The organism is Paenibacillus eucommiae (genome assembly GCF_017874215.1).
Taxonomy (GTDB): Bacteria; Bacillota; Bacilli; order Paenibacillales; family NBRC-103111; genus Paenibacillus_AI; species Paenibacillus_AI eucommiae.
This window is the reverse complement of sequence record NZ_JAGGLB010000057.1, coordinates 1-26,794: the sequence shown is the minus strand read 5'-3', so window position 1 is coordinate 26,794 and position 26,794 is coordinate 1. Positions and strand designations below refer to the sequence as shown.

Genomic DNA, 26,794 nt, shown 5'->3' with positions numbered 1-26,794 from the left:
CTTTTTGTGTAAAATTTATTTTCTAGTTGATTATTAAACATTCAGAAAGTTCCGACCTTGCTATAATGTTATTAACAAATTATTGAAGGTGGGTACCTACATGGATAATGTAAAAGGAATATGGAATGAATGGTCTGAAACATGGTATCAAAGGTATAGAACAGATAAGGCGATAGCAAAAATAATACAAACCCCTGAATCGGCATTTCATCGTACAACATATTCAATGATTAATAAGGCCTTGCCGAATTTGGATGGAAAGAAAGTATGTGTGCCTTCAAGTGGAGATAATCATGCAGTCTTCGCTTTTCATTTAATGGGGGCAAGGGTTACATCGTGCGACATATCGGAAAGACAAATAGAAAACAGCTCGGACTTGGCTCGCAAAAATGGATGGGACATTGAATTTATATGCGATGATACAATGCAACTAAGTAACATTAAAAGTGATGAATATGATTTTGTATATACATCGAATGGAGTCCATGTATGGATTAATGATTTAAACTCCATGTACAATAATATAAGAAGAATACTTAAAAGTAATGGTGCGTATATCATGTTTGATATTCACCCATTTAGTCGCCCTTTTGCTTTAGAAAAAGAGAAAATAACTGTAGTAAAGCCATATGACTCAGTTGGACCTTTTCTTATAGATGAGGTTCCAAGACTTCATTGGCGTATGCAGGATATAGCGAATGCTATTATTTCATCAGGTCTATGTGTTAAGCGTATCGAAGAAATGTATGCAGAGGATGGCTCATTTTGGAAAGATGAGTCAAAAGATGAAGGGAAATTGCTCTTAAAACAAGAACTAGATGACTTGTGTAACTGGAAATTAAATCCTATGGCAGCCCTTCCTCAATGGTTTTCGATACATGCAGTTAAGTAAACCGTTTCAGGTAACTCATTAACCTAACGGATAAGATAGTTAAAAAATTACAGCGGCAACCTAAGACTATAATAGGAAATTATCAAGACCTAAACTTAAGGAAAACAAATAAAACAAAGGGTTCCACATATTAGTCATGACTAATATGTGGAACCCTTTATTTTTAACTACATTCCCCGTTTGTAACAATCGAAGTAAGTTGCTTTTATTGCGAAACGGTTCCAATCCACTCTCTATTGACATTTAGTTACACTTAATTTAAAATATAAACACAAATGAAAGCAAGCACTTGCATTAAAATGAGGGAGATTCATGAGCGCTAATCCAACTACAGGCGAAAGAATATTGCTGGCAGCCATTAACCTCATGGCCGAAAAAGGTTATGACAGTACAACTACCAAAGAAATCGCATTAGCTGCTGGAGTGAACGAAGTTACCATATTTCGACATTTTGGAACGAAAGAAAAACTGCTTGAGGCCGCATTCAACCGGTTTCACTATGGCAATGAGATGACAAAACTTTTTAACGAGGGTCTTAAAGGAAATCTGCATGAGGATCTTCTTACACTCAGCCGAACGTACCATAACATCATGAATCGGAACAGAAAACTAATTTCAATCTCACTAAAAGGAAGTAGTACTCTTCCTGATTCCGTTCTTCAAGAGGCTTCCAACAACCCTAAGCAATTGAAAAATCTGCTCGCAGAATATCTAACTACCATGTCATCACAAGGCAAAGTTGTCACTTCAAATCCTGAAATCCAAGCATTATCGTTTATGTGGATGAATTTTGGAGCTTTTATCAGTAGACTAAATGCGAAAGAAGCGGTTTCGGAAGAGACGCTGAATGAATTTATTGAAGAAAGCGTACGTTTATTTACTAAGGCGCTAAGTCCCTAAGTCCCCAATAATAATAGTTATGTTTCTCTTGGAACAGCTCCTATCGGGGCTTTTCTTTAACAACATATGAAAGTATGTACTTGCATTCATAGAGAAAATGAAAGGTGAGATGTTGAATGATTAGTGAGTCTTTTCCCTACCAAAAGAAGCGTCAACGGGTGTTTGGTCTAGAGATGGCCTATGTGGAGATAGGAAGTGGTGATCCGATCGTCTTCCTACACGGCAACCCTACTTCCTCTTATCTCTGGAGGAACATTCTTCCTTATGCTCAAAATCTCGGTCGCTGCATTGTTCCTGATCTTATTGGCATGGGGGACTCTGAGAAACTTCCCAATAGTGGACCTGATTCTTACACCTTTGTCGAGAATCGTCGCTATCTCGATGCCCTTTTGGATCGGCTTAACGTTCGTGAGCGAGTTACCTTTGTTGTGCACGATTGGGGGTCGGCCCTGGGATTTGATTGGGCGTATCGCCATCCGGAGGCCGTGAAAGGAATCGCCTATATGGAAGGAATCATAAAACCTCGTAGCTGGAGCGAGATCCCTGAACCGGGACGTAAAATCTTCCAAGCATTGCGATCCCAGGAAGGTGAACAGATGGTATTAGAACAAAATTCGTTCATTGAGACTAACCTTCCAATCGGTATTCTGCGTAAGTTGACGAAGGAAGAGATGGCAGCATATCGTCTGCCATTCTCACAGCCCGGCGAAGGACGCCGCCCTACACTAACCTGGCCGCGGCAACTTCCATTTGATGGCGATCCGGAGGATGTGACTAACATTGTCACCACTTACGGCGAGTGGATGGCGCAGAACTCGATTGCAAAACTATTCGTCAACTGTGATCCAGGCACAATGCCGGCAACTCATGTAGATTTCTGTCGTACCTGGCCAGTGCAAACCGAGATCACCGTTCGTGGACGTCATTATCCCCAGGAAGATTCGCCTGATGAGATTGGCATAGCCCTTGCTGCCTGGTTGAAGGAACTGACATTATAACGGCTGCCTTCATTTCTTCTCGTAATTCTTTGTTCTCGTTCTCCAGTGCTCATGTAACGTTTGAAGTTATCCTCTAGGATAACTTCTTGTACTGGCGTCGATTTTCACCTTCCCCTTTATTGACGGACTAATAAACTGCTGTTACATTGGAATTACCATAATATATAAACTTATGGATAGTACTTGTGTATTAGATGTTAGAGTGACAGGAATAAGTTACGATAACAATAATCAGATAATTAGATCTACTCTATTGGGGGCTATAGAATATAAAAGATGAAAATCTATCATCGATGGCTGTTGTCTTATTTGCCTGCGTTCTTGGCTATTGTCTCTATTCTGATCTTTCTTTTTTTCACTGCGATGGGTAATTACTCGAAGCAGCAGGCTGTCAAAGCCAATGAGGTTTTTGCCCAGAATGCATTGCAGACCGTAGATTCGCTGCTGCAGTTCTCGGAGCAGATGATTATTAAAGAAATATTGACGAATGAAAAGATAAGGCTTTTTTTTGATGGCGGTCAATGGAGCGATCCCTATGAGAACTATGAAGTATCACAGAGGGTACGCGATTTATCGTCGTATCTGTTATCTATTGATTCCATCTATTTATATCGGGCATCCGATCAGGTTGTATTAACTCCGAATACGATGATCCAACTCGATCAATTTGCCGATCATTCATTTGTCGAATATGCGAACGAGGCTGACTCTACTCACTCCTGGTCTGAGATTCGTACATTCAGAGAATTTCAGGGAGATGGAAGCCCGCAGAAGAAAGTCGTGTCGCTTTGGAAGAATATCCCGCTTGGCACGGGTGTCCAGGGCCTTATTGTTGCCAATGTGCGGATCAGTAAGCTGGAAGAAGCGATCAGGGATCTTCTTGATTCGGATTTGAATTTTCTTGCTCTCTCGGATGCTAAGGGGATGCCGATCTTAGGGGGGATTGACAGCGCTAACAAGGTTCTATCGAAGGTAACTTCTGCCTACACGGGATGGACGATTCAATCCGGGTTTAAACAATCGAATACATTCGGTTACTTCGCCTCTATATCGAAAGCTTGGTACGCAGCGGTCCTGCTGTCAGTGCTTGCAGGGATTGTATGGCTGTTCCTTGCTGCGCGCAAGCATTATCGCCCGATACAATTGATCGAATCCAGTATCCGGTTATACACTGAACGGAAATTGAATGAGACCTCATCTGGAGAGCGTCAGGATGAATTTCACTTTATCCGTACGGCGATTGATGGTCTCGTGGAGTATTCCCGCGATTATGAGAAAAAGGTTGAAGAAAGTGTGGTCTTCCGCAGGAAGCTGCTATTTAAACGGATCATGGAGGATGCAGAACCTCCTCTTGCAGAAGAGTGGGATCAGGAGATGGAACGATTCGAGTTATCGGATCGAATCATCCGTATCGCAGTAATCGTATTTGAGATTGACCGGTATGATGCCGTGTTTGATGCTTACTCATCTCGAGATCAAAATCTGCTTAAGTTCGTCGTTTCTGCAGCGGTTGGGGAAACGGGTCAGCAGAAGAACATGCGGGTTTGGTGTGAGTGGATGAGTCAGAAGCAACTGGGTGTAATGATTATGGCTGAAGATGAACACATGGGGGAAATAGGCAGGCTGCAGCCTTTCTGCAAAAGTATAAGACAGTGGATTGAGCAGAACTTGCCATTTACGGTTTCATGCGGGATTGGATCCATGATAGACAACCACCAACATATATCCAGATCTTATTTAGAAGCTCTTGAAGCGCTGCAATATACATCCATATACGGCAGCAACGCGACGATTTCATACGAGGAGATAACTACGCCGCCGCAGGGACATGCCCTGCAATATGGAGAACAGATTCGGTTGACGGCACAAGCATTTCGGACGGGAGACCCTAGATGGGAAGAGCAGCTGCATGACTTGTTCGCGGTATTTGTATCAGCCGTTCTTAAACGCGAAGATGCAATCGATTGTATCAACTATTTTATCTTTGCATTGGATAAGGAGTGTAAGTCACTTCCACTAGAGCTGTGGATGATTTGGGAACAGGAGGCTCTTCCAGAGATAAGAGACAACGTCAGAGGGTTTATCAAGATCGCAGAGGTTGAGAAGCCCATCACTCAAATCCTGACGAAATTATTGGAACGATTCCAGCTGCAGAAGCAGAAACGGGAAAGTCATAAGCTGATCCTTCAGATCAAAGAGTATATTGAAACGCATTATTATAATCCGGACTTGTCGCTTATTCACGTAAGTGAAACCTTCCAGCTTCATATGAAGAGTGTGAGCAGATTGTTTAAAGAAGAGTTTGGAGAAAATTTCGTCGATTATGTTGCGAAGGTACGGTTGGAGCAGGCAAAGCGACTATTAAATGAAGAGAATTCAGATTCCGTCCAAGAAATTGCTCGTAAGGTTGGTTATACCCATGCTATAACCTTTATCCGTGTCTTCAAGAAGTGGGTCGGCACAACACCGGGAGATTATCGTAAATCTAATCGTAATTCCACATGATTGTCAACGGAAGGCAGAAATTTATCTATAGAGAATTTGATCTATCGTGAGTGCTGAATGAAGTGCTCACGATAAGAGGCATAGGCGGGCCCGCTTTGATTCAAAGCGGTTTTTTTGTGTTTTCAATAGAATTTGGTCTATACGCGAGAATCATATCTATTGAGCATAGACCGCACAATCCCTATAGTTTGTCATGTGAGCGGCAGCCATCGCATCGCAGAGAGGAGAACTGTATAAGTGGGATTAAGATTACGCAGGAACATTCCAATATTCATCATGTTTATACCCGTCATTATATTTTACTTGATTTTCAAGTATTTGCCGATGCTCGGTGTTGTGATTGCCTTTAAGGACTACAACTTTATCCAGGGGATTATGAATAGCCCTTGGGTAGGATGGAAGCATTTCCGAATATTGTTCGACAATCCGCAATCACTCGAAATTATCCGTAATACGTTTGTGCTAGGGTTGTTAACTGTGTTCATCGGGTTTCCCTTCCCCATTATTCTAGCCATCTTGTTAAATGAGGTTAGGAGGATGTGGTTCAAGAGGATCGTCCAAACACTCGTGTATTTACCCCATTTCTTCTCCTGGGTCATTGTGGGTGGTGTCGTGCTGACGCTCTTCTCGCAAGAATCAGGAATTGTTAATCATCTGCTGCAGAGGGTGACGGGAGAGGCTTATCCGTTTCTGTATAAATCGGGTTCATGGATTGTCATTTTCCTTGGATCTGGCATATGGAAAGAAACGGGCTTCGCGGCGATTATATATTTGGCAGCGCTTAGTTCCATCGATACCAGTCTATATGAGGCTGCTGGAATAGATGGCGCCAACAAGTGGAAACAGATTATTCATGTCACGATACCGGGCATTGCCTCGACCATTGTTATCATGTTTATATTATCCATTGGAAGTGTGCTGGAGGTAGGCTTTGACAAAGTCTTTGTCTTACAAAATCCGGTAGTTTCGAACATATCTGAAGTAATAAGCACTTACATTTACCGGATCGGCATCGAAGGGGCGCAATTCAGCTTCACCGCTGCGCTCGGCTTGTTCGAATCGGTAGTAGGCCTTGTATTAGTGCTGCTTGCTAATAGAACTGCAAGAAAATTCGGACAAGGTCTTTGGTAGTGTCCTTACTCGAGGAAGGTGGAGAAAATGAGCGCTTCATTGGGAGATAAACTGTTTTACCAAATCAATGGCTTGATCCTTGGATTGATTGCATTGAGCTGCTTGTTGCCAATTATTCATGTGGCCGCTCTCAGCTTAAGCGACCCCCATTATATCGTGTCTGGAAGTGTCTCGTTCTGGCCGCGCGGCTGGAGCTTGGATTCCTACAATCTGCTGATTAACGGGACAAGAATTATTCAATCGTTCGTGAACAGTTTGGTCATAACGGTTGTTGGAGTTGCACTTAGCTTAGCCTTTACTATTCTCGCTGCTTATCCATTATCGCGTTCTTATATGTACGGAAGACGATTCTTCACATTGGCGATCGTATTTACGATGCTGTTCAGTGGTGGCATGATTCCAACTTATCTCGTAGTCAAGTCCTTAGGGTTGATGAATACCTATGGAGCCATCTGGCTGCCGGCATTGGTCAGTACCTATTACATGCTGATCATGCGCAGCTTCTTTGCGAACATTCCTGGAGAGCTGGAGGAGGCTGCTCGTATCGATGGCTGTGGGGAATTTCGTTATATGATGCGGATCGTCCTTCCGTTGTCGCTTCCAGTAATTGCAACCGTTTCGCTCTTTTACGCAGTTGGATATTGGAATTCGTTCATAAGTGTGCTTCTGTACATACAGGATATTGACAAATATAATCTGGCAGTGCTTGTTCAACGGATGATCAAGAGCCAATCTCTTCTTCAGGAAATTAACAATTTACCTGTGCAGGAGCAGACGGCAGTAACGCCCGAGGGGATAAAATCCGCCGGCATTATAGTGATGGTCATCCCCATGCTGATTATATATCCTTTTTTACAAAAATATTTTATCAAGGGAGTTATGATTGGGGCAATCAAAGGCTGACTAAGCAAAGAGGTGCACAAGCTTATTGTAATTTTGGGAAGGGAGGTGGTGCGAGGTATATGAAGTGCAGCAGGAAGGCTGATATACTTTGAGAAGAATACTATTCGGGAGGGTTTCGGGAAAATGATCGTATCAAACAAACGCAAATATCTCAAAAGCTTCATGTTAGGAATGGCTATGTTGTTGTCCATAGGACTACTATTGGTTGCATGCAGCAAGACGAATGATCCCGCAGACTCAGCGGGTACGCAACCGGCTTCTTCAGTGCAACCGGGCAGCTCAGAGCAGCTCGCACCAACAGAGGTGAAACGCGGTGCCATAACGGCATCGATCTATGACAGAGGGAACATTCCTGCTGAAGAAGGAACGACTGTCAAGAACCGATGGACAGAATGGCTTAATAAGAACGGACCGACAGATGTCAAATTCATTTCGGTGCCTCGCAACGAATCGGAGAAACAGTTGAACGTCCTGTTAGCTTCCGGCGGGGCTCCCGATCTCATGTTTGAATATAGTGCCGGATTCAAGAATCAGTTATATTCGCAAAAACAATTAATGCCGCTTGATGAGATAATCGACAAGTACAGCACGGAGTACAAGAAGCTGCTGGAGCAATACCCGGCATTAAAGAAGCTTGGAATGAAAGACGATGGCAAATTGTATGGACTTGGCTACGTCACTAATCTGGACACCAATGTGGTGCTCTATGTGCGCGGTGATTGGTTGAAAAAGCTGAATCTGGAGGTTCCTAAGACGACAGAGGAAATGTATAACGTCATCAAAGCCTTTACTGAGCAAGATCCGGATGACAACGGGAAAAAGGATACCTTCGGTATGCAGTTAAGCAGCGTAGGGGGACAAATCATCGGTTCCATGTTCGGTTATTCCGAATTTGGCTTAAATGAGGGTAACTATATCCATCAATGGGATAGGGCTGCTGCCAGCAATGCATTCAAGAAAAGACTGTACGACGATGGACTTGTCGATAAAGATTTCTTGACAGACAATAATGGTGAAAAAGCACAACAGGATTTTGTAAATGGCAAGCTCGGTTTTTTTGGTGCCAATGGTGGAGCTAATGCATTAGGCTACAAAGTTTTTGAGTCGTTCAAGAAGAACAATCCAGACGGTGAAATTATTGCTATTCCATTGCCCAAAAGTCAATTTGGACAATTTAGTCCGGCCATTAATCCGCCCCTCTTCATAACGACCGTTGTGAATGCAACTGCGAAAGATCCGGAAGCCATTATTAAATACGTTGACTTTCTTACTAAGGAGTCGACAGGCAAAACGTTGAAGTACGGGATTGAGGGTACTCACTTTAATGTTGGTGCCAATGGATGTCCTGCACCCATTCAACCGATATCGACTAAAGAGGTTTCCTGGACAGCAGATTATCGGATGCTATCCTCCCCGATGTCAGAGGGCGAATGTGCCAAGTATATCTCCCAGCTTGATATGTCGAAACCGATTGATAAAGAATTCGCCGAGATTGCTAAAGCAGCAGATGAGGCCTATTTAAGCCTGGAACGTCCGATTTTCTATGATATCGATCAAAACTCCTTGCCTCCTTTACCTCAGGATTTGCTCCTGAACAATTCAAACGGGTCAAAAGCCATACTTGATATTTGGTCGAAGGCCGTCGTAGGAGGCGCTTCTTATCCTATAGATAAAGCACTCTCAGATGTTAAGTCAGCATGGGAAAAGGCCGGAGGATTGAAGGTGGATGAATTCTACCAGAAGTGGTACGCGGATAACAAGGATACAGTTGTTCATACCAGAGACTGGTATACTCCGGGAAAATAAGTTTGGTTGCCGACACGAGCATATCGCGACACTCGTCGCTGATATGCTTGCATGGGCATGCTTAGAAATTATGTTCACAAAGAAGGAAATTGAAAGATGAAGGGAACAAATACATGACACGGAATAGCAACAAAGTAGGATTCGCAGTAGTTGGATGCGGAGCGATATCTGCCAGCCATTTCACAGCTATTGAGAGGGCGGAAGAAGCTGAGCTCATAGCCGTTTGCGATGCTAATGCTGAATTAGCCAGAAAGCATGCCGACAAATATGGCGTAGATTCCTACAGTGATTTCAAGGAATTACTTACTAGAGACGATATTGATGTCGTCTGTATATGTACCCCAAGCGGATTCCATCCGGAACAGACGATACTGGCTGCCGAAGCAGGTAAACATGTCGTATGCGAGAAACCGTTAGCGATCCGTCTCTCGGATGTCGATGCTATGATTCAAGCTTGTGCTAAACATGGGGTCAAGCTTGCCACCATGTTTCCGCGACGGATGTCTCCAGCCGCCAGGTATGTCAAGCAATTAATCGAGGAAGGACGCCTTGGACGTCTAAGCCTTTGCTCGGGTTATGTGAAATTTTACCGCGATCAGAAGTATTACGACAGTGCAGGTTGGAGAGGGACTTGGGCGATGGACGGCGGGGGAGCGATGATGAATCAAGGCATTCATACGGTTGACCTGCTGCAATGGCTTGCCGGGCCTGTTGAATCGCTGCAAGGCTATGCTCGAAATGTGCTGCGCCAGATTGAAGTGGAGGATACAGCTGTTACGGCTCTGCAATTCAAGAGCGGAGCGCTTGGTTCGATTGAAGCGACGACAACGGCGTACAAGCAGCCGGATCATCGTATCGTCATTCATGGTGAGTATGGGACGGTTATATTGACGGGGGATGAAATTACAACCTTGGATGTCATTGGACCTTCATTTGAAATACCGGCATTGTCACCCTTTAATATTATTCCCGACGGTCATTGTATGCAGATTCGCGATATGGCATTGGCCGTCCGAGATCAGTTTCGTCCTATCGTGACCGGGGAAGATGGAAGGCATTCCTTGGCCATTATTCTTGGAACGTATGAAGCACAGCGCAACGGCAAGAAAGTTACTATGTAAGCCAATTATAATCATATTATCCTTCTGGAGGGAATTAATAATGAATATTAAATGGTTGCCGTTATCAAGAATATATAAGCTGACTTTAGTGATTTTGGTATCCCTAATAGGGATCAGTCCAAATATGATGTTACAAGCTTATGCCCACATCGTACCCGGTGACATCGTACAGGAGTATGTATTGAACAAGACGTATAACGGGACGAGTGATTCCACGGACAAGTCAGGCGATCTAAGCTCTGTTTCGGTTTTATCGCAAGGATCAGTGCTGGTACGCTTTAATTCCGGGGATTTAAGCTCGACGAGCAAGACGTTGATTAGCGCAACCGATACATCGGCAGACTCAAGTCATATTCGGTTATCCTTGGAAACCGGCACATTACAGTTCGAGGTTGTTCAGAACGGGAATGAGTTGACGTCTATTGACGCAGCGGGATCCTATAATGACGGTTTCTGGCATGTTGCCGTCATTACGGTAGATAGTTCCGGAACAAACCTGTACGTGGATGGGCTGCTTAATAATTCTGTCGCCTCTACTGCTTTCTTTGCAGACGTTACTTCCCTAAATGGAATGTGGATTGGGAAAAATGTAGATCATTCGGGGTCACAACAGTATTACTCCGGAGAGATTGAGAGGATTGCGCTTTATAACCGGGCGTTGTCGGAAGAAGAAGTTCAGGATGTCTCGGTTATTTCTTTACTGACGAATATTGCGGATCAGTCTACGCAAACGCAAAATGAAATCCAATTAGAAGAATTGAGCGCAGCAGTCGGCTATTTGAATGGGGATATAAATCCTGAGAGCGGAGCGATCGGCAACTGGGGATTCAGTTCACCAGTCGCATTGGATTACCAGAATAGGAGTGTGGGTATCGATCTGCAAAGCTCTATGAGCATAAGCAAGGTTACCCTGCGGGATACAGACAACAGCGGGAGGGGCTCGGCAACGACTTATGCGTTGTATGAAAGCGATGATAATATGACTTACACGCCTATATCCGATTTTCTGTTCAGCACCAGCACCGAAGACGGCAAACTTGTCCACCACTTAAGCTTCAATGGTGTAACTGCCCGATATATAAAGATTCATACCTTATACAGTGACGCCGCTTATACCTTCGTTCTTCACCCCTTTCAACGAAGCGTTACAGCACTTGGGAAAATCTACAGCAGATTTACAAATCTCAGCACGACAGTAGGCTATTTAAACAATGATACGAGCCCGGCAAGCGGGGCTATCGGCAACTGGGGCTTCAGTTCACCAGTGGCGTTCGATTACCAGAATAGAAGCGTGGGCATTGACCTGCAGAGCTCAAGACTAATAAACGAAGTTTCCCTGCAGGACACCGACAATAGCGGGAGGGGCTCGGCTGCGACTTATGCATTATATAAAAGCAATGATAATGTCACTTACACGCCAATATCGGACTTCCTGTTCAGTACCAGTATACAAAACGGTAAACTTGTCCATCATTTTAGCTTCAACAATGTAACTGCCCGATATATAAAGATCCATACCTTATACAACGATGCCGCCTATACCTTCCTTCTCCACCCGCTTGCGCAAAGTGTCAAGGCGCTAAGAAGCAATGACAAGGGCTGGCTGGGTTTGAAGACAAAAGCTGGTTATTTGGATGAGGATACAAGCCCAACTTCTGGGGCCATAGGTAATTGGGGTTTCAATTCATCTCTTGCATTTGATTATAAGCATAGAAGCGTCGGCATTGATTTTCAAGGTTCCAGAAGGGTGAGCGAGGTTGATCTATGGGATTATGATAATAGTGCAAGAGGCTCGGGAACAAATTATGAATTGTATTGGAGTAATGACAATATAACGTATACATTAATCCCGGATGTCACATTCAGTTCCAACACAGAAAATGGAAAGCTTGTTCACCATTTTAGTTTCGATGGAGTGACTGCACGATATATAAAGATTCACACCTTATACAGCGATCTCAGGTATTCCATGCTTCTTAATCCCCTTCAACAAAGTGTGAAAGCCTATGAGAAGGCTTATAGCAGTTGGACAGATGTGGGGAATTTGTGGGACGGCAACACAGCTTCCGGAGCGGCAGACCTTGATAATCAGGAGGGCTATGTTGAGTATGATTTCGGTTCGGTTAGGACAATTACGCAGGCCCGCTTCTTCGAAAGCAACAACGGAGACAGGCAGGCTACCGACTGGAAGGTTCAGAAGTGGGATGGGGCCGCATTTGTTGATATATTTCCTTACGTAAATTCGGATACAACTCGCGGGCAGCTGCAAACCTTTGATGTATCCACGAATAAAATTCGCCTTTATGTCCGAAATACGAATCCAGGAGGACATCCTGCAGCTACGGAGTTTCAAGTAATGGCGCCTATTCCGCAAAAGAATATAGCCGATGGAGCAACGAAATATGCGGACAGCGGCTGGACGAATATCAATACAATATGGGAAGGGAATTCGGTAACAAGCGAGACATACTCTCCGCATTCTGAAGGTTATGTTGAATATGATTTCGGATTTGAACGAGCACTGACTGAAGCTCGGTTTCTTGAAGACAATACCGGAGATGGTCAAGCAACCGAGTGGAAGGTGCAGCAATGGGACGGTACGGCATTTGTTGATGTGTTTCCCTATATAAATTCGGAAACGGCTCAATGGCAGATACAATCACTTCATGTATCCACTTCGAAAATTCGGCTGTTCGTCCGAAACACCAATGCATCAGGATATGCGGCTGCTTCAGGGTTTAAAATCATGACAGCAGATACTTCGATAGACAATAAGTTGGTCTGGTCAGCAGCGAGCAAGGAGAAATGGGTCACGAATGGAATCGTTGCAATTCCGAATGGTACATCGGTACCTGATCTCATGCTTGTATCTGATTTAATGGATAAGAGCGACAGCGTATTTGCATTGGCGTATTCTGTCAGCGACGATCTGGGAGATACCTGGTCAGAGAGAACCATGCTCCCGTACCAGAGGCGTATGATGCCGAATGGATTTCCCGGAATACTAGTCAACCCGATACCGGTATATCATGAGGCGAGCGGCAAGGTCATTATACTCGGTGTCATTGCAACCTATGATGGCGACACACAGATGGGTCAGTATCCAGGGTATGCCTACTACGATCCGGCAACGGATACGTTCAGCAGCGACTTTTATATCATGGACTATCCGGCTACCTTTGCCGTATCGGGAGGGGCCATCCCTTATATCGCCGACAATGGAGATATTTACTGGCCGATCAGAGCGGCCCAGGATGCGCCTAACGAAACGTATAACAGTATCCGAATCGCCAAGCTTTCGTTTGACGGGACAACGCTAACGTATGTGAGTCAGAGTGAGGAGATTTACGGAACCGGACTATTAGACGGCAACGGTGGACGAGGTGGCGGAGAGGCCCACTTAACGAAGTTCGGCAATACTTATTATCTGGCAATCAGAGATAATCCGGGTTACCCGAATAAGACGGCTATTAGTACCGATTTATCTAATTGGAGCACGCCTGTGGATTTGGCATGGGACGATGGCACGCCGGTGACAGGTGCGAGCAACACCCAAATCAGATGGATCACACACAGCAATGATTTATACCTGACCTATACTAGGCATAGCACCGATCCTGACAACACAGCGGTATATCGGAATCGCGCGCCGATCTGGATAGCGAAGGTTGACCCTGCCACTCAGAGAATTATTAGAAGTACAGAGCGTATTATAATTAATATGAACGGCGAAGGTCAACCTATGGGCTCAGGTTTTTCTGTAACCAATGCAACTGAGGAAACTTCATTTTTGGCTACCGCTGAGCTTTACTCCGGGAGAACGATGGTTGCAAGATTGAATTGGGACACACCCAATACTCTGGCAACTGTAAGTGCTGCTACCTATGTGTTGGATGAACCCTGGAATAGCTTAACAGGCTGGACCCAATCGTCTAACCCAGTCATTACTCCATCAGGTCAAGTCAACATTTACTCTACAGATGGTCTCTCGCAATACGTGTACAGGACCGACAAAAGTATTCCTGGCGTATACACGCTGAAATGGAATGTGAAAGTAAATCGCTATACACCGACCTATGGTACCAGCGTTCTGAGAGTATATGACGGTGCCTATTTGCTTCAACTGGGCATTGAGAGAAACGGGATTGACGGCTTGGACAATACGAATGCATGGGGTAACCAAAAAGTCATCATAAACGACTATAAATGGCATGAAATTCAGGTCTATGTCGTGAATGGGAAGGCTGAGGTTTTCCTCGACGGGACGTCACAGTTTACTTACATGCTGCCCGCTAATACGGACGCGGATAGAATCACACTTTATTCAATTAATGGTGATTTCAACACGGACGATTTGAAGATTTGGTAAGCAAGTACGTTTCTATCGGGCTGGAAAATAACCGTATGAAAACTTGTCCATCATTTTATCTTTAAACATGCTGATTTCCGTAATAAGTGGGCAGGGCGCCTATGACCCCCTGCCTACTTTTTTTGGGTTTTTTGTTGGATTGACCTTCCTGTTCTATTAGCATACACTTGGTAGGTCTTGGGAACTTCAGATTATTTTCATATAATGGTCTTATAATGAGATATCTTGTACACGGAAGGGAGCGAGCGCATGGGAACGATCAAAACAGGGTTTTGGAAAATCAATTTTATCCTTACACCGATTGAGTTCAAAGAACTTCTAAATAGTTGTGTTCAGAAGGGGATGGCCTTCCATCTGCGAACCTATGGACATCCTGAACATACCGTTGTGCAAGTGATCGATACATACATGAATGCCTATCAGTTCTTAACCTCCTCTGAAAAGCCTCCCCAAACAAGCCTTGCGCTTCCGTACAGTATGAGCTTCCCCAAACCTTTCATCGGATTCAGTCTCAATACCGATCGACTGCGATTTCCCTATGATAGACAGTGGGCGGACGCGGAAATTCCATTTGTGCAACTGACCTATCAAAAAGGATTTTCCATTGATCTGGAAGATGAGAAGGGGAAGTATTTTATTTATGAGGATATTCGTGAGCACCAGCCCACCATCTATCCGATTTTTGAGAATCTGGCGTCTGAAATAAAAAGAATAACAAAGCCTTTGCGCTTTGAAGCGCGAGGCATAGACGGCTATGAGCAGCTAAAACCACCTATTCGCATTAGTGAACAAGCAGCACATGAAGTCAAAGAGGGTTGGCTTTTTAAGGCCTATCAGCTTCAGATGAAAAGTTATAATTAGCGTAAACTCGATTTCACTTGAGGGAGAAATACAAGGAGTGTGCCAACATGAGAGAAAGATGGAGAATGCAAGCTATTATAGACTTACTTAGCAAATATCATGCCGAGGAAGATGAGCAAGTAGCGGCGCTGCTGCATCAGCATGCAGAAGTGGCGATGAAGCTGGAGTTGGTCGGTGAAGAAGATTACAGCCAAACAGGCAACAGCCGGGTAGCGGGTCGTCCGGATCTCCCACCGTCTATCGCTTGGCCTTGTACGGAGGATGGAGAATGGTATACGTTCCTGGCCCAAATCAATCTGGGAGAGTTGCCCTTTACGCCTGCAGATGATTTGCCTGCCACAGGCTTGCTGTATTTCTTTCTAGGAGCAGACGAGCCGGCCTACAATGTGGATCATCGCGTCATTTACTATGGGGGTGACTTGCAGCAGTTGACATTGGCCGAACCTCCGCAAGATATGGAAGAGGTGTATGGGGAGGAGCGGGAGTTTGCCCCACATCGGGTTACGATTGCTCCGCATCTGTCCCTTGCAGATTTGGAGGAAGAGACAGAAGAGTTAATGGATAAATATGAGGAGCTGTATTTGGAGGTATGCGATCAGAGCGATGCGCTTTGGGGAGGTTTGCAGTCCTGGTCTGGCGATACATCTCTGGATGCCTATCTGTGCAGGAATGGGATGGAGGCTGTGCTCTATGACACCCATAGAACCGAAGATGAGCTGCGCGAGAAGGCAAGAGAAGCGTTGGTTGACGGGCGGAATCAATATGCCGAACGTATTGAGAACGAGCTCATTCCACTCTTGCAAGCGTTCAAAGAGAGAGAAGCGGAGCATCGTGAAGCGGCTCGGAACTGGCGACTGTTGTTCTCACTTTCCTCGCTTGATGCTGCGGGTATGTGCTGGTGGGATGCCGGCTTTCTTGAATTTCTAATCGATCGTAACGATTTGCGCCAGAGACGGTTTGACAATACCTATGTGAATTTGGCAACTAGCTGATTAAAGCAAAAAGAATAAAATAACCGGACACAGAAAGGTGGAACCGAAATGAAATTAGATGCCAATTTTAACTATTTGCAAGACATGTATAATGACAAATACTATCCAACTTTTTTAGTGGATAAGGTGAAAGCGCAGATCCTGGAAGTGGTACGGTTTCTAGAAAGCGGGTCGCATTCGAATGAAGCGATACAGGACGAGCTGGATAAGATGACGATCGCCATCAACGATCTGCAGGAAGAATTCGATGAGCATGACAGCGAAATCGAAACTGTGGCACGGGATTCCATCGGGACGACCGTAGAAGCGATCCTGCAGGCGTTTAAGGTGGATATCGATAGTGAGACGGCGATCAGGGAGAGAGACTGGTAATTTTCTAAATAGAATGGAGATATAGGAGTGAAAGATATAGACCTGGATTTTAAGCAATTATGGAATGAAAGGAAAGAAGATTTTAGAAGACCGATTTTTACAGAAGAAGAGAAGCTGCACTATGAGAAGAATCTTCAGTATAAATTACCGCAATCCTATATATCGCTGTTACAGAGCACTCAAAATGGAGGTCTCTTGAAAAGGAACTGTTTTCCTATTTATGATGCGAATCAACATGTTAAACAACTTTTCACTTGCTCCTATATCAGTTCCATTTGTGAATTAAAGAGTGAAAAAGAACGAAAAGATTATCCCGGACTTGCCAATTTGCCGGATATCGGCATCTATTTTGGTGAAAATCTTGATGCAGTACGTACAGAACGTTTTGTATTTGATTACTCACAATGTACTGCAAAAGATGAGCCAAAGGTCACTTTTGTAAAACACATATATCAAGTCGGGTATGAAAAAACAGTGTTAGCTACTAGTTTCAAGGAGTTCCTGGATATGTTAATCCGAACACCAACATCTAAGCCTTTTGATTATGATGAAATTAAAAAACAGATAAAATCCGCTGCTCGAACAACCTTTTCTAGTATGATTAATCTCTATGAACAAGAAGAAATAATTGCTTTTGGGCTGTATTTGGATGCTAACGCAACTATGGTATGCCCTGCAATGAACACAAAGGATTTTTTGAAACAGGTTGTTGAGAAAGATCCCAAGGAACAGGAATTTTACAAGTATGAAACAACAGAATGGAAATATGAAGGTGAACATACAGAGCATTTTAATGTTGTGTGCGAGACGATGGCGAAGCATGTAACCCTGCTTACCAGCAATAGTAAAGTTAGTCAGTTTAGAAACAAGATGGTTGAGATATGCATTCAAGTGTTGGAAGAGTTAAAAGCTGATCTTTTCTTTACACAAATATGCGAGCGAGATGTTCTCCTTATGATAAATATTTCAAATGGAGAGTTGTCCGGACAAAAAAAGAAGCAGATTATTGGACGATTAAATGGTTGAGCAAGGTCAGTACTTTCGGAAAACCTGGTTGTCGGTCTTAGTTTTTATTAATCACATGAGGTGATAACGCAAGATGACACAGCACACCCTGATCAATACGGTATCGGAAGAAATACTTGGTGCAGTGGATGAATGGTTTCAACAGATCGAACGGAAAAAGGAAAAGGACGTAAACGAGATTGCTGGGAGAACTTCGCTGCAAATCGGCATTCATGACCTTTTACATATCGAGTACAGGGATGGGAAAATCAAATTATATTCTTGGATTAACGGTTCACCAGACTGTCAGCATAAGGGTACTCGTCTGGAAAACCCGCTAGCCCATCAGGAAATAGAGAATGCGTTGATACCGTTGCTGGAAAAGGGAATCAGACAAAAGCTGCAAACCTATGAGGACAGCGCCTTGGTGAATTACCGATTTCATGCAAGTATCAAAGTCGGCGGCTCCGAAACACTTCCCATACTGAACGATGTGAACCAGCGTAAGCGCGAGCTGCTGTTGCAGCGCATTCAAGCCTATATCAAGGACAAACTGGAGGGCCAGTCTTATCCGACCGATCCGCTGGAGAGCTTCTTTCTCTCTCGGCATCTGGTCGATCCGCAGCTGTTTCCGGATATGGATACTGCCTTTATTATGCACGTATATGAGCTGGTGATGGAACGGAACAAAGGGAATAAAACAAAGATGGACGATCATCGTTCCCGATTCATTCGTGCGTTTAGCCAGTGGGCTGAAAGTGTGTTTTTGCCAACTTACTTTCATAATGTCAAGCCCGGATGGGGGCGAGCTGAATATACGATAAAAGAGGGTATCGACTTAACCGCTATGGGACCGCAGCAAATGGAACTGGTTCTGCAAACGGCCATTATGATTATTAAATACGAACCCAACTACAGTCGACAAAATGGACTCGATCTGCTGGAAAGGCTGAAGGAACTAGGCAGTACGCAGGCGGTCAAGGTGATCAAGGAGGGCAGCGGAACGCTTCCTGCAGAAGATATCCATTATAAGGATGAACAGATCGAATGTCAGGCTCATGACGTTTTCTCGATTATCACGATTCGAATAAAGGAAGAATGCGCGGATAGTTATGCGAAGGGTCTAGATTTTATTTGTCGCCTGCTGGAGAAAGGTTTCTTCCGAAGCTATCAGATCAGGCTGAAATCACAAGCCAAACACATAGTGTCTGTTCCCGGTCTGGCGAAATCGCCAACCCATCGTTTCTTTGCTAATGCCTTGCAGTATGAGGAGCTGCACCCGAAGCTTGAGACTTACGCGCGGCTGGCGATGATGGAGCATGAATGGTATGAAGACACAGAGGGCGAGAAAAACTGCATGCCCGGCACGTATGCCGTATTTGGTCTGGGACTGGCGAATCGACGTTATTTTCCGCTCGTGGAGGCCTATATGGAGCGCGTAGATGACGAGCACCAGTCCGTTCAGGCTGCTTTTGCCGGGGCATTCATTATGCAGTATGGGATTGACGAAACGACGCTGCCGACGATAGCGGCTTGTCTGCTTAGCTGCCAGGACGGCAAATTCACCAAATATCGCGATGATTTCGAAACCGCAGCGAATCTGCAAGCTCTCGCCGGGATTATGGCGTCATTGGCTCCTCATTATGCCAGCCATCTGGTGGAACTGATCTGGGGCAGCCTGGACAATCTACAAAAACGGCTGCAAAAAGAGAAGGGCGAGTGCGCGGACGGTTTCGCGGCTGTCAGGGCAGCAGCGAACCGGAAGGGATAAGTATTAGGGAAAACAGGAGGAGACACATATGGGAATGCTCGGGCAATATGTGATGGTAAGCGAGGATACTTTGGAGCAAATAATGGAGATAGACGACGATCTGATGGATACGCTGGAGAAGCTGATTGAAGCAGGGAATCCGAGCTATGAGATAGACAAGCTATGGGACGGCTTGCATTTCTTGCTTACTGGCGTTTCGGCAAGTGAGCCAATTGAAGGCCACAAGCTTAGCGAATCTGTGGTATGTGTTCATGTGTTTGATGTTGGGGAGGATGACGGATTTTTTGCTTGCACCGAACAGGATGAGCTGGCCGGTATAATCCAGGCGATGAAGCAAGTGGACTTTGACGAGCTGGAGCCGGGCTTTGATTTAGCCGCCTTTCGCAGTAATAACATCTATCCACGCATTTGGGAGGAGAATCGCAAAGAAGCGCTTTGGCATGAGCTAAAGAGTGAGTTTTACGCTCTTCTGGCTTTTTACGAAAAGGCAATGACAGCAAAACAACATGTGATATTCAGCGTGGTATGAGTTGGCCGAGAGAAGCGGGTACGAATTTCATGGCAGATTCCGATAGACAGGAATCCATACAGACAGGGAGGAACTAAGAATGGGATCATGGGGCATTAAAGCACTGGAAAGTGATGAAGGTTTGGATGCCATCGATTTTTTGCGGGATCGTATTCCAGATCATTTAAGTTTGGAGCTTGCCGAGCTAATCACAGTCATGAAGGAAGAAGGTTTACTTGGGAGCTCTTTTGAAGAGATTGATTTTTATTATGACAACACAGCGATGGCACTTGCGGAACTGTATCTGATGTTTCAGGAAACGGGGAAGCTGGATTACGGTCATGAAGATGAGAAAAAATCCCTTCTAACTATTCGTTCCTTCGCAGCCGATGAAGAGTCCTTGCGCTTTATCTTGCATTATCTAACAGATATTCGGGATGAAGTGCCGGATCAGGATGGTGAAAGAGAAATCTTGGAGCTGTGGCGCGATTCTCCGAGCTGGGAAGCGTGGAGGGTACATCTCGAGCAGCTGATTATGAAAATAGAAAAACGCTTAATCACTTAAGAAGGCCGGGCCGTGTAAGCTGAGAAGTGGTGGGAAAATTTGGTTGGCGGAACAGAAATAGAAGCTCGCTTATTTATGCCTCAATCCCCATCACGCTCATCAGCCGCTGTACACGTTTAATTCATTACCAATTTGCCCCCACGTTTGATTATTTCTGCCTCTAATTCCTTATACGCGCTTGACTGAGTATCCACATTGCTGCCGGACAGTCTTAGTTTTTTCAAGTGCGGGAGATCCAGCAACAGAGCGGGATCTGAAAAGGAAGTTTTGCACAAGTCGAGCGTCTCCAGCCCGGTTAAGGAAGAAATAAATGCCCAAGATTTTGGTTTGAGCATGGTTACATCTAGATTTTTTAACGATAGCATATCGGTTAGAGCCTGTAGATCTTTTACTTTGGTTTCCCAAATCCAGAGCCATTCCAGACGGGGGAACTGTTCCCGAATGCCGTCAATGGATTTTAGTTTTGTTTTTTCGAGATACAGTGTTTTTAGATTTGGACAAATTCCCATCTCTTGAAGGCTTTCCACAGATGAGCCCCTAAGTCGTATTTCTTCAATGCTGTTGTGCTGATAGAAAGGACTTAAATCAGATACAGGAGAAAAGTTGGCATCGAAAATCTTTAATTTTTGTAACTGTGCTGCATAGGAAATATCTACGAGTCGTTTTGCAGCATTCAATTTGATTTCCTCAACATTTGGAAATATTTTAAAGGAATCCAAGGTTTGCAATTTGCAGCTGTTGGAGCCTAAAGAGATGCTTTTTACGCCGGAAACGGGTTCAATACTTGGCAACTCTTCGATATCATCAAAGCCCATACTGATGGTTTCTAGGCTATCGGGAAGAATAGTCTGACTGTTATAATTATATTTTGAAAAGCTTACCGACTTTAGTGATTTTAGTGAGGAGAGTAGTTGATCGGGCAGTGTGTGCTGAACCGTATAAAGCCCTAGGGACTTCAAATTTTTCAAGCGTGAAAGGGATTCTATATTCTTTTTAATATTTGTATGGCTGATGAAAGAGAGACGTTCCAAATGCTCGGCACTATCAAGACCTGCCAGATCGGAAATAGTCATCTTTGAGTCTGTGGTTCCGAACTCAAGCTGTTTCAGGTTGTGGAATTCTTTTAACGGCTCAAAGGTTGTAATTGCTTTAACATTGAGAAGCCTTAAGGTTTCCAGCTCATAAATGGAGCCGGGCTCGTGAAACCATGCATATTTTTTATGGCTGTCTACATAGGAGGTGGCTTCGTCGGCAATTGCATTTTTTGATTTAGTGTAATTCATTTTGGTGCCTCCAATCGTAAATTTTACAATATAATTCTCGCAGTTTGGACAACTCTATCAACGATACTCAGATGTAGACAATCCAAGACGATTGAAACAAGCATAGAAATGGCGTACTGTTTGTTCTGCACCAGAAGCGGATATAGCATTTCGAATATCTCAAGATCATACTAATTTTCATTGCTCTTGTAAAACCATTGTATGGTAGTGGAGTGTGTGAGTCAATTTGGGTGAGCAATCAGCAAGGAAGATGCGATAACGTACTTAAAACAAAAACTTCCGGAGATGATCGTAGCATCAAAATTTTTGTCTCGGATAATGTTCTTTGTATTTACAAACGCCCAAACTCAGAGTAGTATTGTACCTATAGTACTCATTTAGTATCTTTGGTACTCTATTGTTGAGGAGGTTGTCTCAGATGGAACAAAAAGATAAGACCCGAATGCGAATCCTGCAGCTTGCACAGCAAAAATTCGCCAGAGCCGGTTATTCCGGCGTATCCATCGCCGATTTTGCATCCGAGCTGAGAATGAGCAAGTCATCTTTTTACAAATATTATGCAAGTAAAGAAGCACTTCTGTTCGCAGTGATCGATAATTTCTATGAATCGTTGGAACGAGATATAGGCCAATGTTTGAATGACCCCGAGCTCGATATCAAGGGCAAGCTCCGGCAGTTTCTTATGCTGGTTAGAGAGCGGTTCTCCTCCATTCAAGTAGCTGTCGTTGAAGATATGCGGCGCTCGGTTCCTGAAGCCTACGAATATATAGAGGAACGGCGCAAAAAAATCATCACAGAGCAGTTGACCGGACTGTTCGAGGACGGCGCCAAGCAAGGCTACTTTCGCCGTGACATCGCTCCGAACATCGTTGTGCTCATGCTTCTGAATGCTATGCAGCAGCTTGAACATCCGGATTTCCTGATCGGCACACCTTACACGTTCCCGGATATATTCAATCAAATATTTTCATTGTTTATGGATGGATTTTTGTCTTTGGAGGGTAGGAAAGGGGACGAATGACGATGAAGGAGCAAATAAAAGGGAAAGCGATCATCATCGGGGCAGGCATTGGCGGTTTATGCGCGGCAATTGCTCTCAAGAAGGCCGGTTTCGAACCGGTCGTATACGAGAACAAGCCGGAAGTACGGTTTGCAGGGGCGGGGCTTGGCATCGGCGCGAATGCGATTCGGGGACTGCATCATCTCGGTATCGGCCGGGAAATTGAAGCAGCGGGGCAAACACTGGATGAGCTTAGGATCGTTTCTTCGGAAGGGAAAATAATCCAACGTTCAAACTCGGCAATGATCAAGCAAAAGTATGGAGCCGATAACTTCACCATTCTTCGCGCCGATCTGCTAACCGTGCTTATGAGGTCGTTGGAATCGGCAATCATCAGGACCAGCAAGAAGTGCATCCGATTCGAAGCAACCGAAAACCATGTGCAAGTTTGGTTTGCTGACGGCAGCTCGGATGAAGGCGATGTGCTGGTAGCCGCGGATGGCATTCACTCCGTGATACGCAAAGAGCTGCTTCCAGACGCAAAACCCTCCTATGCGGGTTATACGTGTTGGCGTGCGGTCATTGACGACCGCCCTGAGTTCAGATTCGACCGTAGAGTATTTACGGAGACGTGGGGGACGAAAGGCAGATTCGGCATCGTTCCTCTTGCGAACAACAAAATTTATTGGTTCGCTTGCAAGAATGCGCCTGCGAACGATTCGCACAGCGCGAATGCAGGGCCCTCGACCTTGCTGGCGAATTTCTTCCGTTACCATGATCCGATTCCACAAATGCTGGAGCACACGCCGGATGATAGACTCATATGGAACGATATTGTTTATCTGAAACCGATTCGCCGGTTTGCTTTCGGTCGGGTAGCATTACTCGGTGACGCAGCCCATGCCACAACCCCGAATATGGGACAGGGTGCGGGACAGGCGATCGAGGATGCGATTATCCTGGCCGGCAGCTTGAAACAGACTCCGGATGTTGCGGCAGCCTTGAAGCAATATGAGGAAGAACGCGTCACTAGGACTGGTAAAATCACCCGGATGTCGAACCGGATCGGACAGATGGCGCAGTTGGAGCAGCCTTGGCTGACAGCGTTGCGAAATAAGGCGCTCCCTTTGCTGCCGAAGAGCATGGCGGAGAAACAACTGGAGTTTCTATACCGGGTTAAGTTGGACCGCCTGTAGCCCCTTCAACCATAATTAAGGCTGCACAGAGAACAATTCTCTTGTGCAGCCAGTGTTGTAGAACGCGCGCTTTATCCATTATTATCTTATGTTATGTTAATTATAGTTGTTGACGAATAACCAATTATTGTATAATCTTAAAATGCAAAGGTGTTTCTAATTGAGCATAAATAAATATATTTGAAGAAGGGATGGTGCTCCCAGCTTTCTAATCTTTGTAATCTTTCTAATCCAAGATGCAGAGCGTTTAAGACGTTTTAATCCGAGTGAGGCATATGGTTGGTTATGTTATTATTGTCGTAGTGAGGGTCTGCTTTGTTTTGATTTGGCGAGTAATTGGAAGCGCTTTCCGGTAATTTCGGTGTCTAGTTGGAGAAGGACGAGGATGTATGAATTACGTATGAATTCTATAGTGCATGCATGGTTTAGGCTTCCTGCAATTTATCGATACGAAACATAAGGAAGGAAAGAGAATTGCTTATGAATGGAATTACAATTCGTAATGTCAAAACGATATTGACCGCACCGGAGGGGATAAACCTGGTCGTTGTGAAGGTGGAGACCTCCGAGCCAGGTTTATATGGACTGGGCTGTGCGACTTTTACACAACGGTATTTGGCAGTGGCAACAGCTATTGATGAATATTTGAAACCGTTTCTGATCGGTAAAGATCCCCAGCGTATCGAAGATATTTGGCAGACAGGGATGGTTAGCTCCTATTGGCGGAATGGCCCGGTGCTGAATAATGCGATTTCGGGTATCGATATGGCACTGTGGGATATTAAGGGGAAGCTGGCTGGACAGCCATTGTATCAGCTATTCGGAGGCAAATGCAGGGAAGGTGTAGCGATATATCGGCACGCGGATGGGACGGATCTTGGACAAATCGAAGAGAGCGTCAGCGCATTTATGGAGCAGGGTGTTCGTCATATCCGCTGTCAATGGGGGGGTTATGGAGGGAAGAACGATTTTGTGTCGCCGGATAATTCCTTGCCTGGCGCTTACTTTCATCCGGATGCTTATGCTAGAAGTGTGCCGCGGCTATTCGAACATATGCGGGAGAAGTTTGGCTTCGAAATTGAGCTCCTGCACGATGTACACGAGAGACTGTCACCGATCGAAGCAGTACGTCTCGCCAAGCAGCTAGAGCCATACCGGCTGTTCTTCCTGGAAGATCCGCTTGCACCTGAACAGCTGGACTATTTCCAGATGATTCGCGCTCAAAGCGCTACACCTATTGCAGTGGGTGAACTGTTCGTCCACCCTAGGGAATGGGTGCCGCTGATTTCTGGAGGGCTAATCGATTTCATTCGGGTACATATCAGTGCAATTGGCGGGATTACTCCAGCCCGCAAGCTTACTGCTTTAAGTGAAGCGTTCAGCGTACGTACCGCTTGGCATGGTCCGGGAGATGTCTCACCTGTCGGTCATGCCGCCAATTTGCACCTGGATTTGAATGCCCCTAATTTCGGTATTCAGGAATGGTACCATTTCAGTGATAAGCTTCAGGAGGTATTTCCAGGATGTCCAGTTGTGCGGAACGGTTATGCCTATATCCATGAAGCGCCAGGTCTTGGGATCGACATCGACGAAAAGTTGGCTGAGAAGTTCCCTTGTCGTAACGATCTGCCCGCATGGACGCTTGCCCGGCTGCCGGACGGCAGCCCGGGACGCCCTTAGCTATTTCCGCAGACGCTTGCGTCCTTTTCGCCGGAGAAATTGAAGCCATACCCGATGACGATCGGGGATGTCATTGTGCCTGTCAATCCTAAGATGGCGTCCAAGATTAACAACAGCCTACTAGATTTTCATATAAATATATATAGCCAGCAAAAGGCTTATGAGACCCAGCCATCTAGCGATTCTCTTTTTGCTATAAAACCATAAAACGCCGGAAGCAATAGACCCAACACAACATAATAGGGGTACATATGCAAATATAATTTCTTGCGTAGAAGCCATATGCAGCGGTTTAGAAAAACTGGTTTCATCGGCAGTTGCATAAGCCCCCAAAGCGCTGGCTATTACAAAAAACATGTAACTGATTGTTGAGACATGCTTCTGCTTTACAAAAGAAAGAGCAAAAGCTATCAGCATTAACAGCCAGGTTCCTAATACAACAATTACAAACAAACCTAACCCCAACTCCATGTCACTAGCTTCCTTTCTTTTAGTGAATGAGGTTAAAGAGCGCATACTGTCTCTTTTATCGAACCCAGGAGTATGCCGGAATAGTGAATGAACAAGCCTGCTGAGTTGTCACGGTCCATGCGGATGATGACTCAGCGGGCTTTTTTCTTTGTGAACTTACATGATGATTCAGCTTTATAGTGATGAAGTATTCGATATGACTGTTCATTCACCAAGGGAATCAGAAAGGAAGCACACATTTCTCTATCTCCACTATCCCCTTCCCTCAGAAAGATCGTTAAAAGAGGGATAATGACCTCACTGGTGGGTTAAAAGGGATTTTAACGATGTTTTTCATCGTTAAAGTAAGGAAGTGGGGCGGACACACCCAGGGTAGTGTCAAGAAGTTTGTGTATGGAGCTAAAAGGGAACTCATGGAAACGCCAGATATTTATTTGTGATGGTGGGTGGTGTAGCCCAAGCGAA

The 26,794-nt window shown here is 44.8% G+C and carries 21 protein-coding genes; 19 read left to right on the top strand and 2 right to left on the bottom strand.

The features are described 5' to 3' along the window. Window positions 1-100 precede the first annotated feature (100 nt). The 16 genes from J2Z66_RS40750 (at window position 101) to J2Z66_RS40675 (ending at window position 20,699) form a co-directional block, all read left to right on the top strand. Entirely contained in the window at window positions 101-892 is a 792-nt protein-coding gene (locus tag J2Z66_RS40750) for a class I SAM-dependent methyltransferase (RefSeq protein ID WP_209979583.1), read from the top strand. A gap of 312 nt (window positions 893-1,204) precedes the next feature. Beyond that, window positions 1,205-1,792 carry a TetR/AcrR family transcriptional regulator gene (locus J2Z66_RS40745; RefSeq protein WP_209979581.1) on the top strand — a complete coding sequence of 196 codons (588 nt, stop codon included), beginning with the start codon at window positions 1,205-1,207 and terminating at the stop codon, window positions 1,790-1,792. 116 nt (window positions 1,793-1,908) lie between these two features. Beyond that, entirely contained in the window at window positions 1,909-2,790 is an 882-nt protein-coding gene (locus J2Z66_RS40740) for a haloalkane dehalogenase (RefSeq protein ID WP_209979579.1), read from the top strand. Window positions 2,791-3,066: 276 nt separating this feature from the next. Further along, window positions 3,067-5,295: a helix-turn-helix domain-containing protein gene (locus tag J2Z66_RS40735; protein ID WP_209979577.1), complete on the top strand. Its 2,229-nt coding sequence runs from the start codon at window positions 3,067-3,069 to the stop codon at window positions 5,293-5,295. Between the two features lie 276 nt (window positions 5,296-5,571). Next, complete coding sequence (locus J2Z66_RS40730; RefSeq protein WP_209979603.1) at window positions 5,572-6,426, top strand: ABC transporter permease; 855 nt, start codon at window positions 5,572-5,574, stop codon at window positions 6,424-6,426. Between the two features lie 27 nt (window positions 6,427-6,453). Further along, a complete protein-coding gene (locus tag J2Z66_RS40725) occupies window positions 6,454-7,329 on the top strand; it encodes a carbohydrate ABC transporter permease (RefSeq protein ID WP_209979575.1) in 876 nt (291 codons plus the stop codon). A 123-nt stretch (window positions 7,330-7,452) separates the two neighbouring features. After that, a complete protein-coding gene (locus tag J2Z66_RS40720; protein WP_209979574.1) occupies window positions 7,453-9,135 on the top strand; it encodes an extracellular solute-binding protein in 1,683 nt (560 codons plus the stop codon). Window positions 9,136-9,248: 113 nt separating this feature from the next. Then, complete coding sequence (locus J2Z66_RS40715; protein WP_209979572.1) at window positions 9,249-10,256, top strand: Gfo/Idh/MocA family protein; 1,008 nt, start codon at window positions 9,249-9,251, stop codon at window positions 10,254-10,256. Window positions 10,257-10,296: 40 nt separating this feature from the next. Further along, the gene (locus J2Z66_RS40710; RefSeq protein ID WP_209979570.1) at window positions 10,297-14,625 is read left to right on the top strand and encodes a discoidin domain-containing protein; all 4,329 of its coding nucleotides are present in this window, start codon (window positions 10,297-10,299) and stop codon (window positions 14,623-14,625) included. A gap of 249 nt (window positions 14,626-14,874) precedes the next feature. Continuing rightward, complete coding sequence (locus J2Z66_RS40705; RefSeq protein ID WP_209979568.1) at window positions 14,875-15,486, top strand: hypothetical protein; 612 nt, start codon at window positions 14,875-14,877, stop codon at window positions 15,484-15,486. 47 nt (window positions 15,487-15,533) lie between these two features. Beyond that, window positions 15,534-16,478: a DUF1963 domain-containing protein gene (locus tag J2Z66_RS40700; RefSeq protein WP_209979567.1), complete on the top strand. Its 945-nt coding sequence runs from the start codon at window positions 15,534-15,536 to the stop codon at window positions 16,476-16,478. A gap of 48 nt (window positions 16,479-16,526) precedes the next feature. Then, entirely contained in the window at window positions 16,527-16,850 is a 324-nt protein-coding gene (locus J2Z66_RS40695) for a DUF5713 family protein (RefSeq protein ID WP_209979565.1), read from the top strand. Between the two features lie 27 nt (window positions 16,851-16,877). Beyond that, window positions 16,878-17,876 carry a DUF4303 domain-containing protein gene (locus J2Z66_RS40690; RefSeq protein WP_209979563.1) on the top strand — a complete coding sequence of 333 codons (999 nt, stop codon included), beginning with the start codon at window positions 16,878-16,880 and terminating at the stop codon, window positions 17,874-17,876. Window positions 17,877-17,949: 73 nt separating this feature from the next. Then, a complete protein-coding gene (locus tag J2Z66_RS40685) occupies window positions 17,950-19,626 on the top strand; it encodes a DUF6138 family protein (protein ID WP_245376220.1) in 1,677 nt (558 codons plus the stop codon). Between the two features lie 28 nt (window positions 19,627-19,654). Further along, the gene (locus J2Z66_RS40680) at window positions 19,655-20,155 is read left to right on the top strand and encodes a YfbM family protein (RefSeq protein WP_209979561.1); all 501 of its coding nucleotides are present in this window, start codon (window positions 19,655-19,657) and stop codon (window positions 20,153-20,155) included. A gap of 79 nt (window positions 20,156-20,234) precedes the next feature. Continuing rightward, complete coding sequence (locus J2Z66_RS40675; RefSeq protein WP_209979559.1) at window positions 20,235-20,699, top strand: DUF4259 domain-containing protein; 465 nt, start codon at window positions 20,235-20,237, stop codon at window positions 20,697-20,699. Between the two features lie 116 nt (window positions 20,700-20,815). Here the strand turns inward: J2Z66_RS40675 and J2Z66_RS40670 are convergent, their stop codons facing one another. Beyond that, complete coding sequence (locus J2Z66_RS40670; protein ID WP_209979557.1) at window positions 20,816-21,982, bottom strand: leucine-rich repeat domain-containing protein; 1,167 nt, start codon at window positions 21,980-21,982, stop codon at window positions 20,816-20,818. A 418-nt stretch (window positions 21,983-22,400) separates the two neighbouring features. On the opposite strand from J2Z66_RS40670, the gene J2Z66_RS40665 reads away from it, so the two are divergent. The 3 genes from J2Z66_RS40665 to J2Z66_RS40655 all read left to right on the top strand — a co-directional run bounded on the left by J2Z66_RS40665 (window position 22,401) and on the right by J2Z66_RS40655 (window position 25,858). Beyond that, window positions 22,401-23,003 (top strand): TetR/AcrR family transcriptional regulator, encoded by a 603-nt coding sequence (locus J2Z66_RS40665; protein WP_209979556.1) that lies wholly within the window; start codon window positions 22,401-22,403, stop codon window positions 23,001-23,003. Between the two features lie 2 nt (window positions 23,004-23,005). Beyond that, window positions 23,006-24,178, top strand: a complete 1,173-nt coding sequence (locus tag J2Z66_RS40660) for an FAD-dependent monooxygenase (protein WP_209979554.1) — start codon at window positions 23,006-23,008, stop codon at window positions 24,176-24,178. Window positions 24,179-24,658: 480 nt separating this feature from the next. Beyond that, window positions 24,659-25,858, top strand: coding sequence for an enolase C-terminal domain-like protein (locus tag J2Z66_RS40655; RefSeq protein WP_209979552.1), 1,200 nt, complete (start codon window positions 24,659-24,661; stop codon window positions 25,856-25,858). A 120-nt stretch (window positions 25,859-25,978) separates the two neighbouring features. Here the strand turns inward: J2Z66_RS40655 and J2Z66_RS40650 are convergent, their stop codons facing one another. Further along, entirely contained in the window at window positions 25,979-26,329 is a 351-nt protein-coding gene (locus tag J2Z66_RS40650; RefSeq protein WP_209979550.1) for a hypothetical protein, read from the bottom strand. Window positions 26,330-26,794 lie beyond the last annotated feature (465 nt).

Bases quoted from the DNA above. Each gene is read 5' to 3' on its own strand.
- J2Z66_RS40750 (WP_209979583.1), top strand. From the start codon at position 101: ATGGATAATGTAAAAGGAATATGGAATGAATGGTCTGAAACATGGTAT.
- J2Z66_RS40745 (WP_209979581.1), top strand. From the start codon at position 1,205: ATGAGCGCTAATCCAACTACAGGCGAAAGAATATTGCTGGCAGCCATT.
- J2Z66_RS40740 (WP_209979579.1), top strand. From the start codon at position 1,909: ATGATTAGTGAGTCTTTTCCCTACCAAAAGAAGCGTCAACGGGTGTTT.
- J2Z66_RS40735 (WP_209979577.1), top strand. From the start codon at position 3,067: ATGAAAATCTATCATCGATGGCTGTTGTCTTATTTGCCTGCGTTCTTG.
- J2Z66_RS40730 (WP_209979603.1), top strand. From the start codon at position 5,572: ATGTTTATACCCGTCATTATATTTTACTTGATTTTCAAGTATTTGCCG.
- J2Z66_RS40725 (WP_209979575.1), top strand. From the start codon at position 6,454: ATGAGCGCTTCATTGGGAGATAAACTGTTTTACCAAATCAATGGCTTG.
- J2Z66_RS40720 (WP_209979574.1), top strand. From the start codon at position 7,453: ATGATCGTATCAAACAAACGCAAATATCTCAAAAGCTTCATGTTAGGA.
- J2Z66_RS40715 (WP_209979572.1), top strand. From the start codon at position 9,249: ATGACACGGAATAGCAACAAAGTAGGATTCGCAGTAGTTGGATGCGGA.
- J2Z66_RS40710 (WP_209979570.1), top strand. From the start codon at position 10,297: ATGAATATTAAATGGTTGCCGTTATCAAGAATATATAAGCTGACTTTA.
- J2Z66_RS40705 (WP_209979568.1), top strand. From the start codon at position 14,875: ATGGGAACGATCAAAACAGGGTTTTGGAAAATCAATTTTATCCTTACA.
- J2Z66_RS40700 (WP_209979567.1), top strand. From the start codon at position 15,534: ATGAGAGAAAGATGGAGAATGCAAGCTATTATAGACTTACTTAGCAAA.
- J2Z66_RS40695 (WP_209979565.1), top strand. From the start codon at position 16,527: ATGAAATTAGATGCCAATTTTAACTATTTGCAAGACATGTATAATGAC.
- J2Z66_RS40685 (WP_245376220.1), top strand. From the start codon at position 17,950: ATGACACAGCACACCCTGATCAATACGGTATCGGAAGAAATACTTGGT.
- J2Z66_RS40680 (WP_209979561.1), top strand. From the start codon at position 19,655: ATGGGAATGCTCGGGCAATATGTGATGGTAAGCGAGGATACTTTGGAG.
- J2Z66_RS40675 (WP_209979559.1), top strand. From the start codon at position 20,235: ATGGGATCATGGGGCATTAAAGCACTGGAAAGTGATGAAGGTTTGGAT.
- J2Z66_RS40670 (WP_209979557.1), bottom strand. From the start codon at position 21,982: ATGAATTACACTAAATCAAAAAATGCAATTGCCGACGAAGCCACCTCC.
- J2Z66_RS40665 (WP_209979556.1), top strand. From the start codon at position 22,401: ATGGAACAAAAAGATAAGACCCGAATGCGAATCCTGCAGCTTGCACAG.
- J2Z66_RS40660 (WP_209979554.1), top strand. From the start codon at position 23,006: ATGAAGGAGCAAATAAAAGGGAAAGCGATCATCATCGGGGCAGGCATT.
- J2Z66_RS40655 (WP_209979552.1), top strand. From the start codon at position 24,659: ATGAATGGAATTACAATTCGTAATGTCAAAACGATATTGACCGCACCG.
- J2Z66_RS40650 (WP_209979550.1), bottom strand. From the start codon at position 26,329: ATGGAGTTGGGGTTAGGTTTGTTTGTAATTGTTGTATTAGGAACCTGG.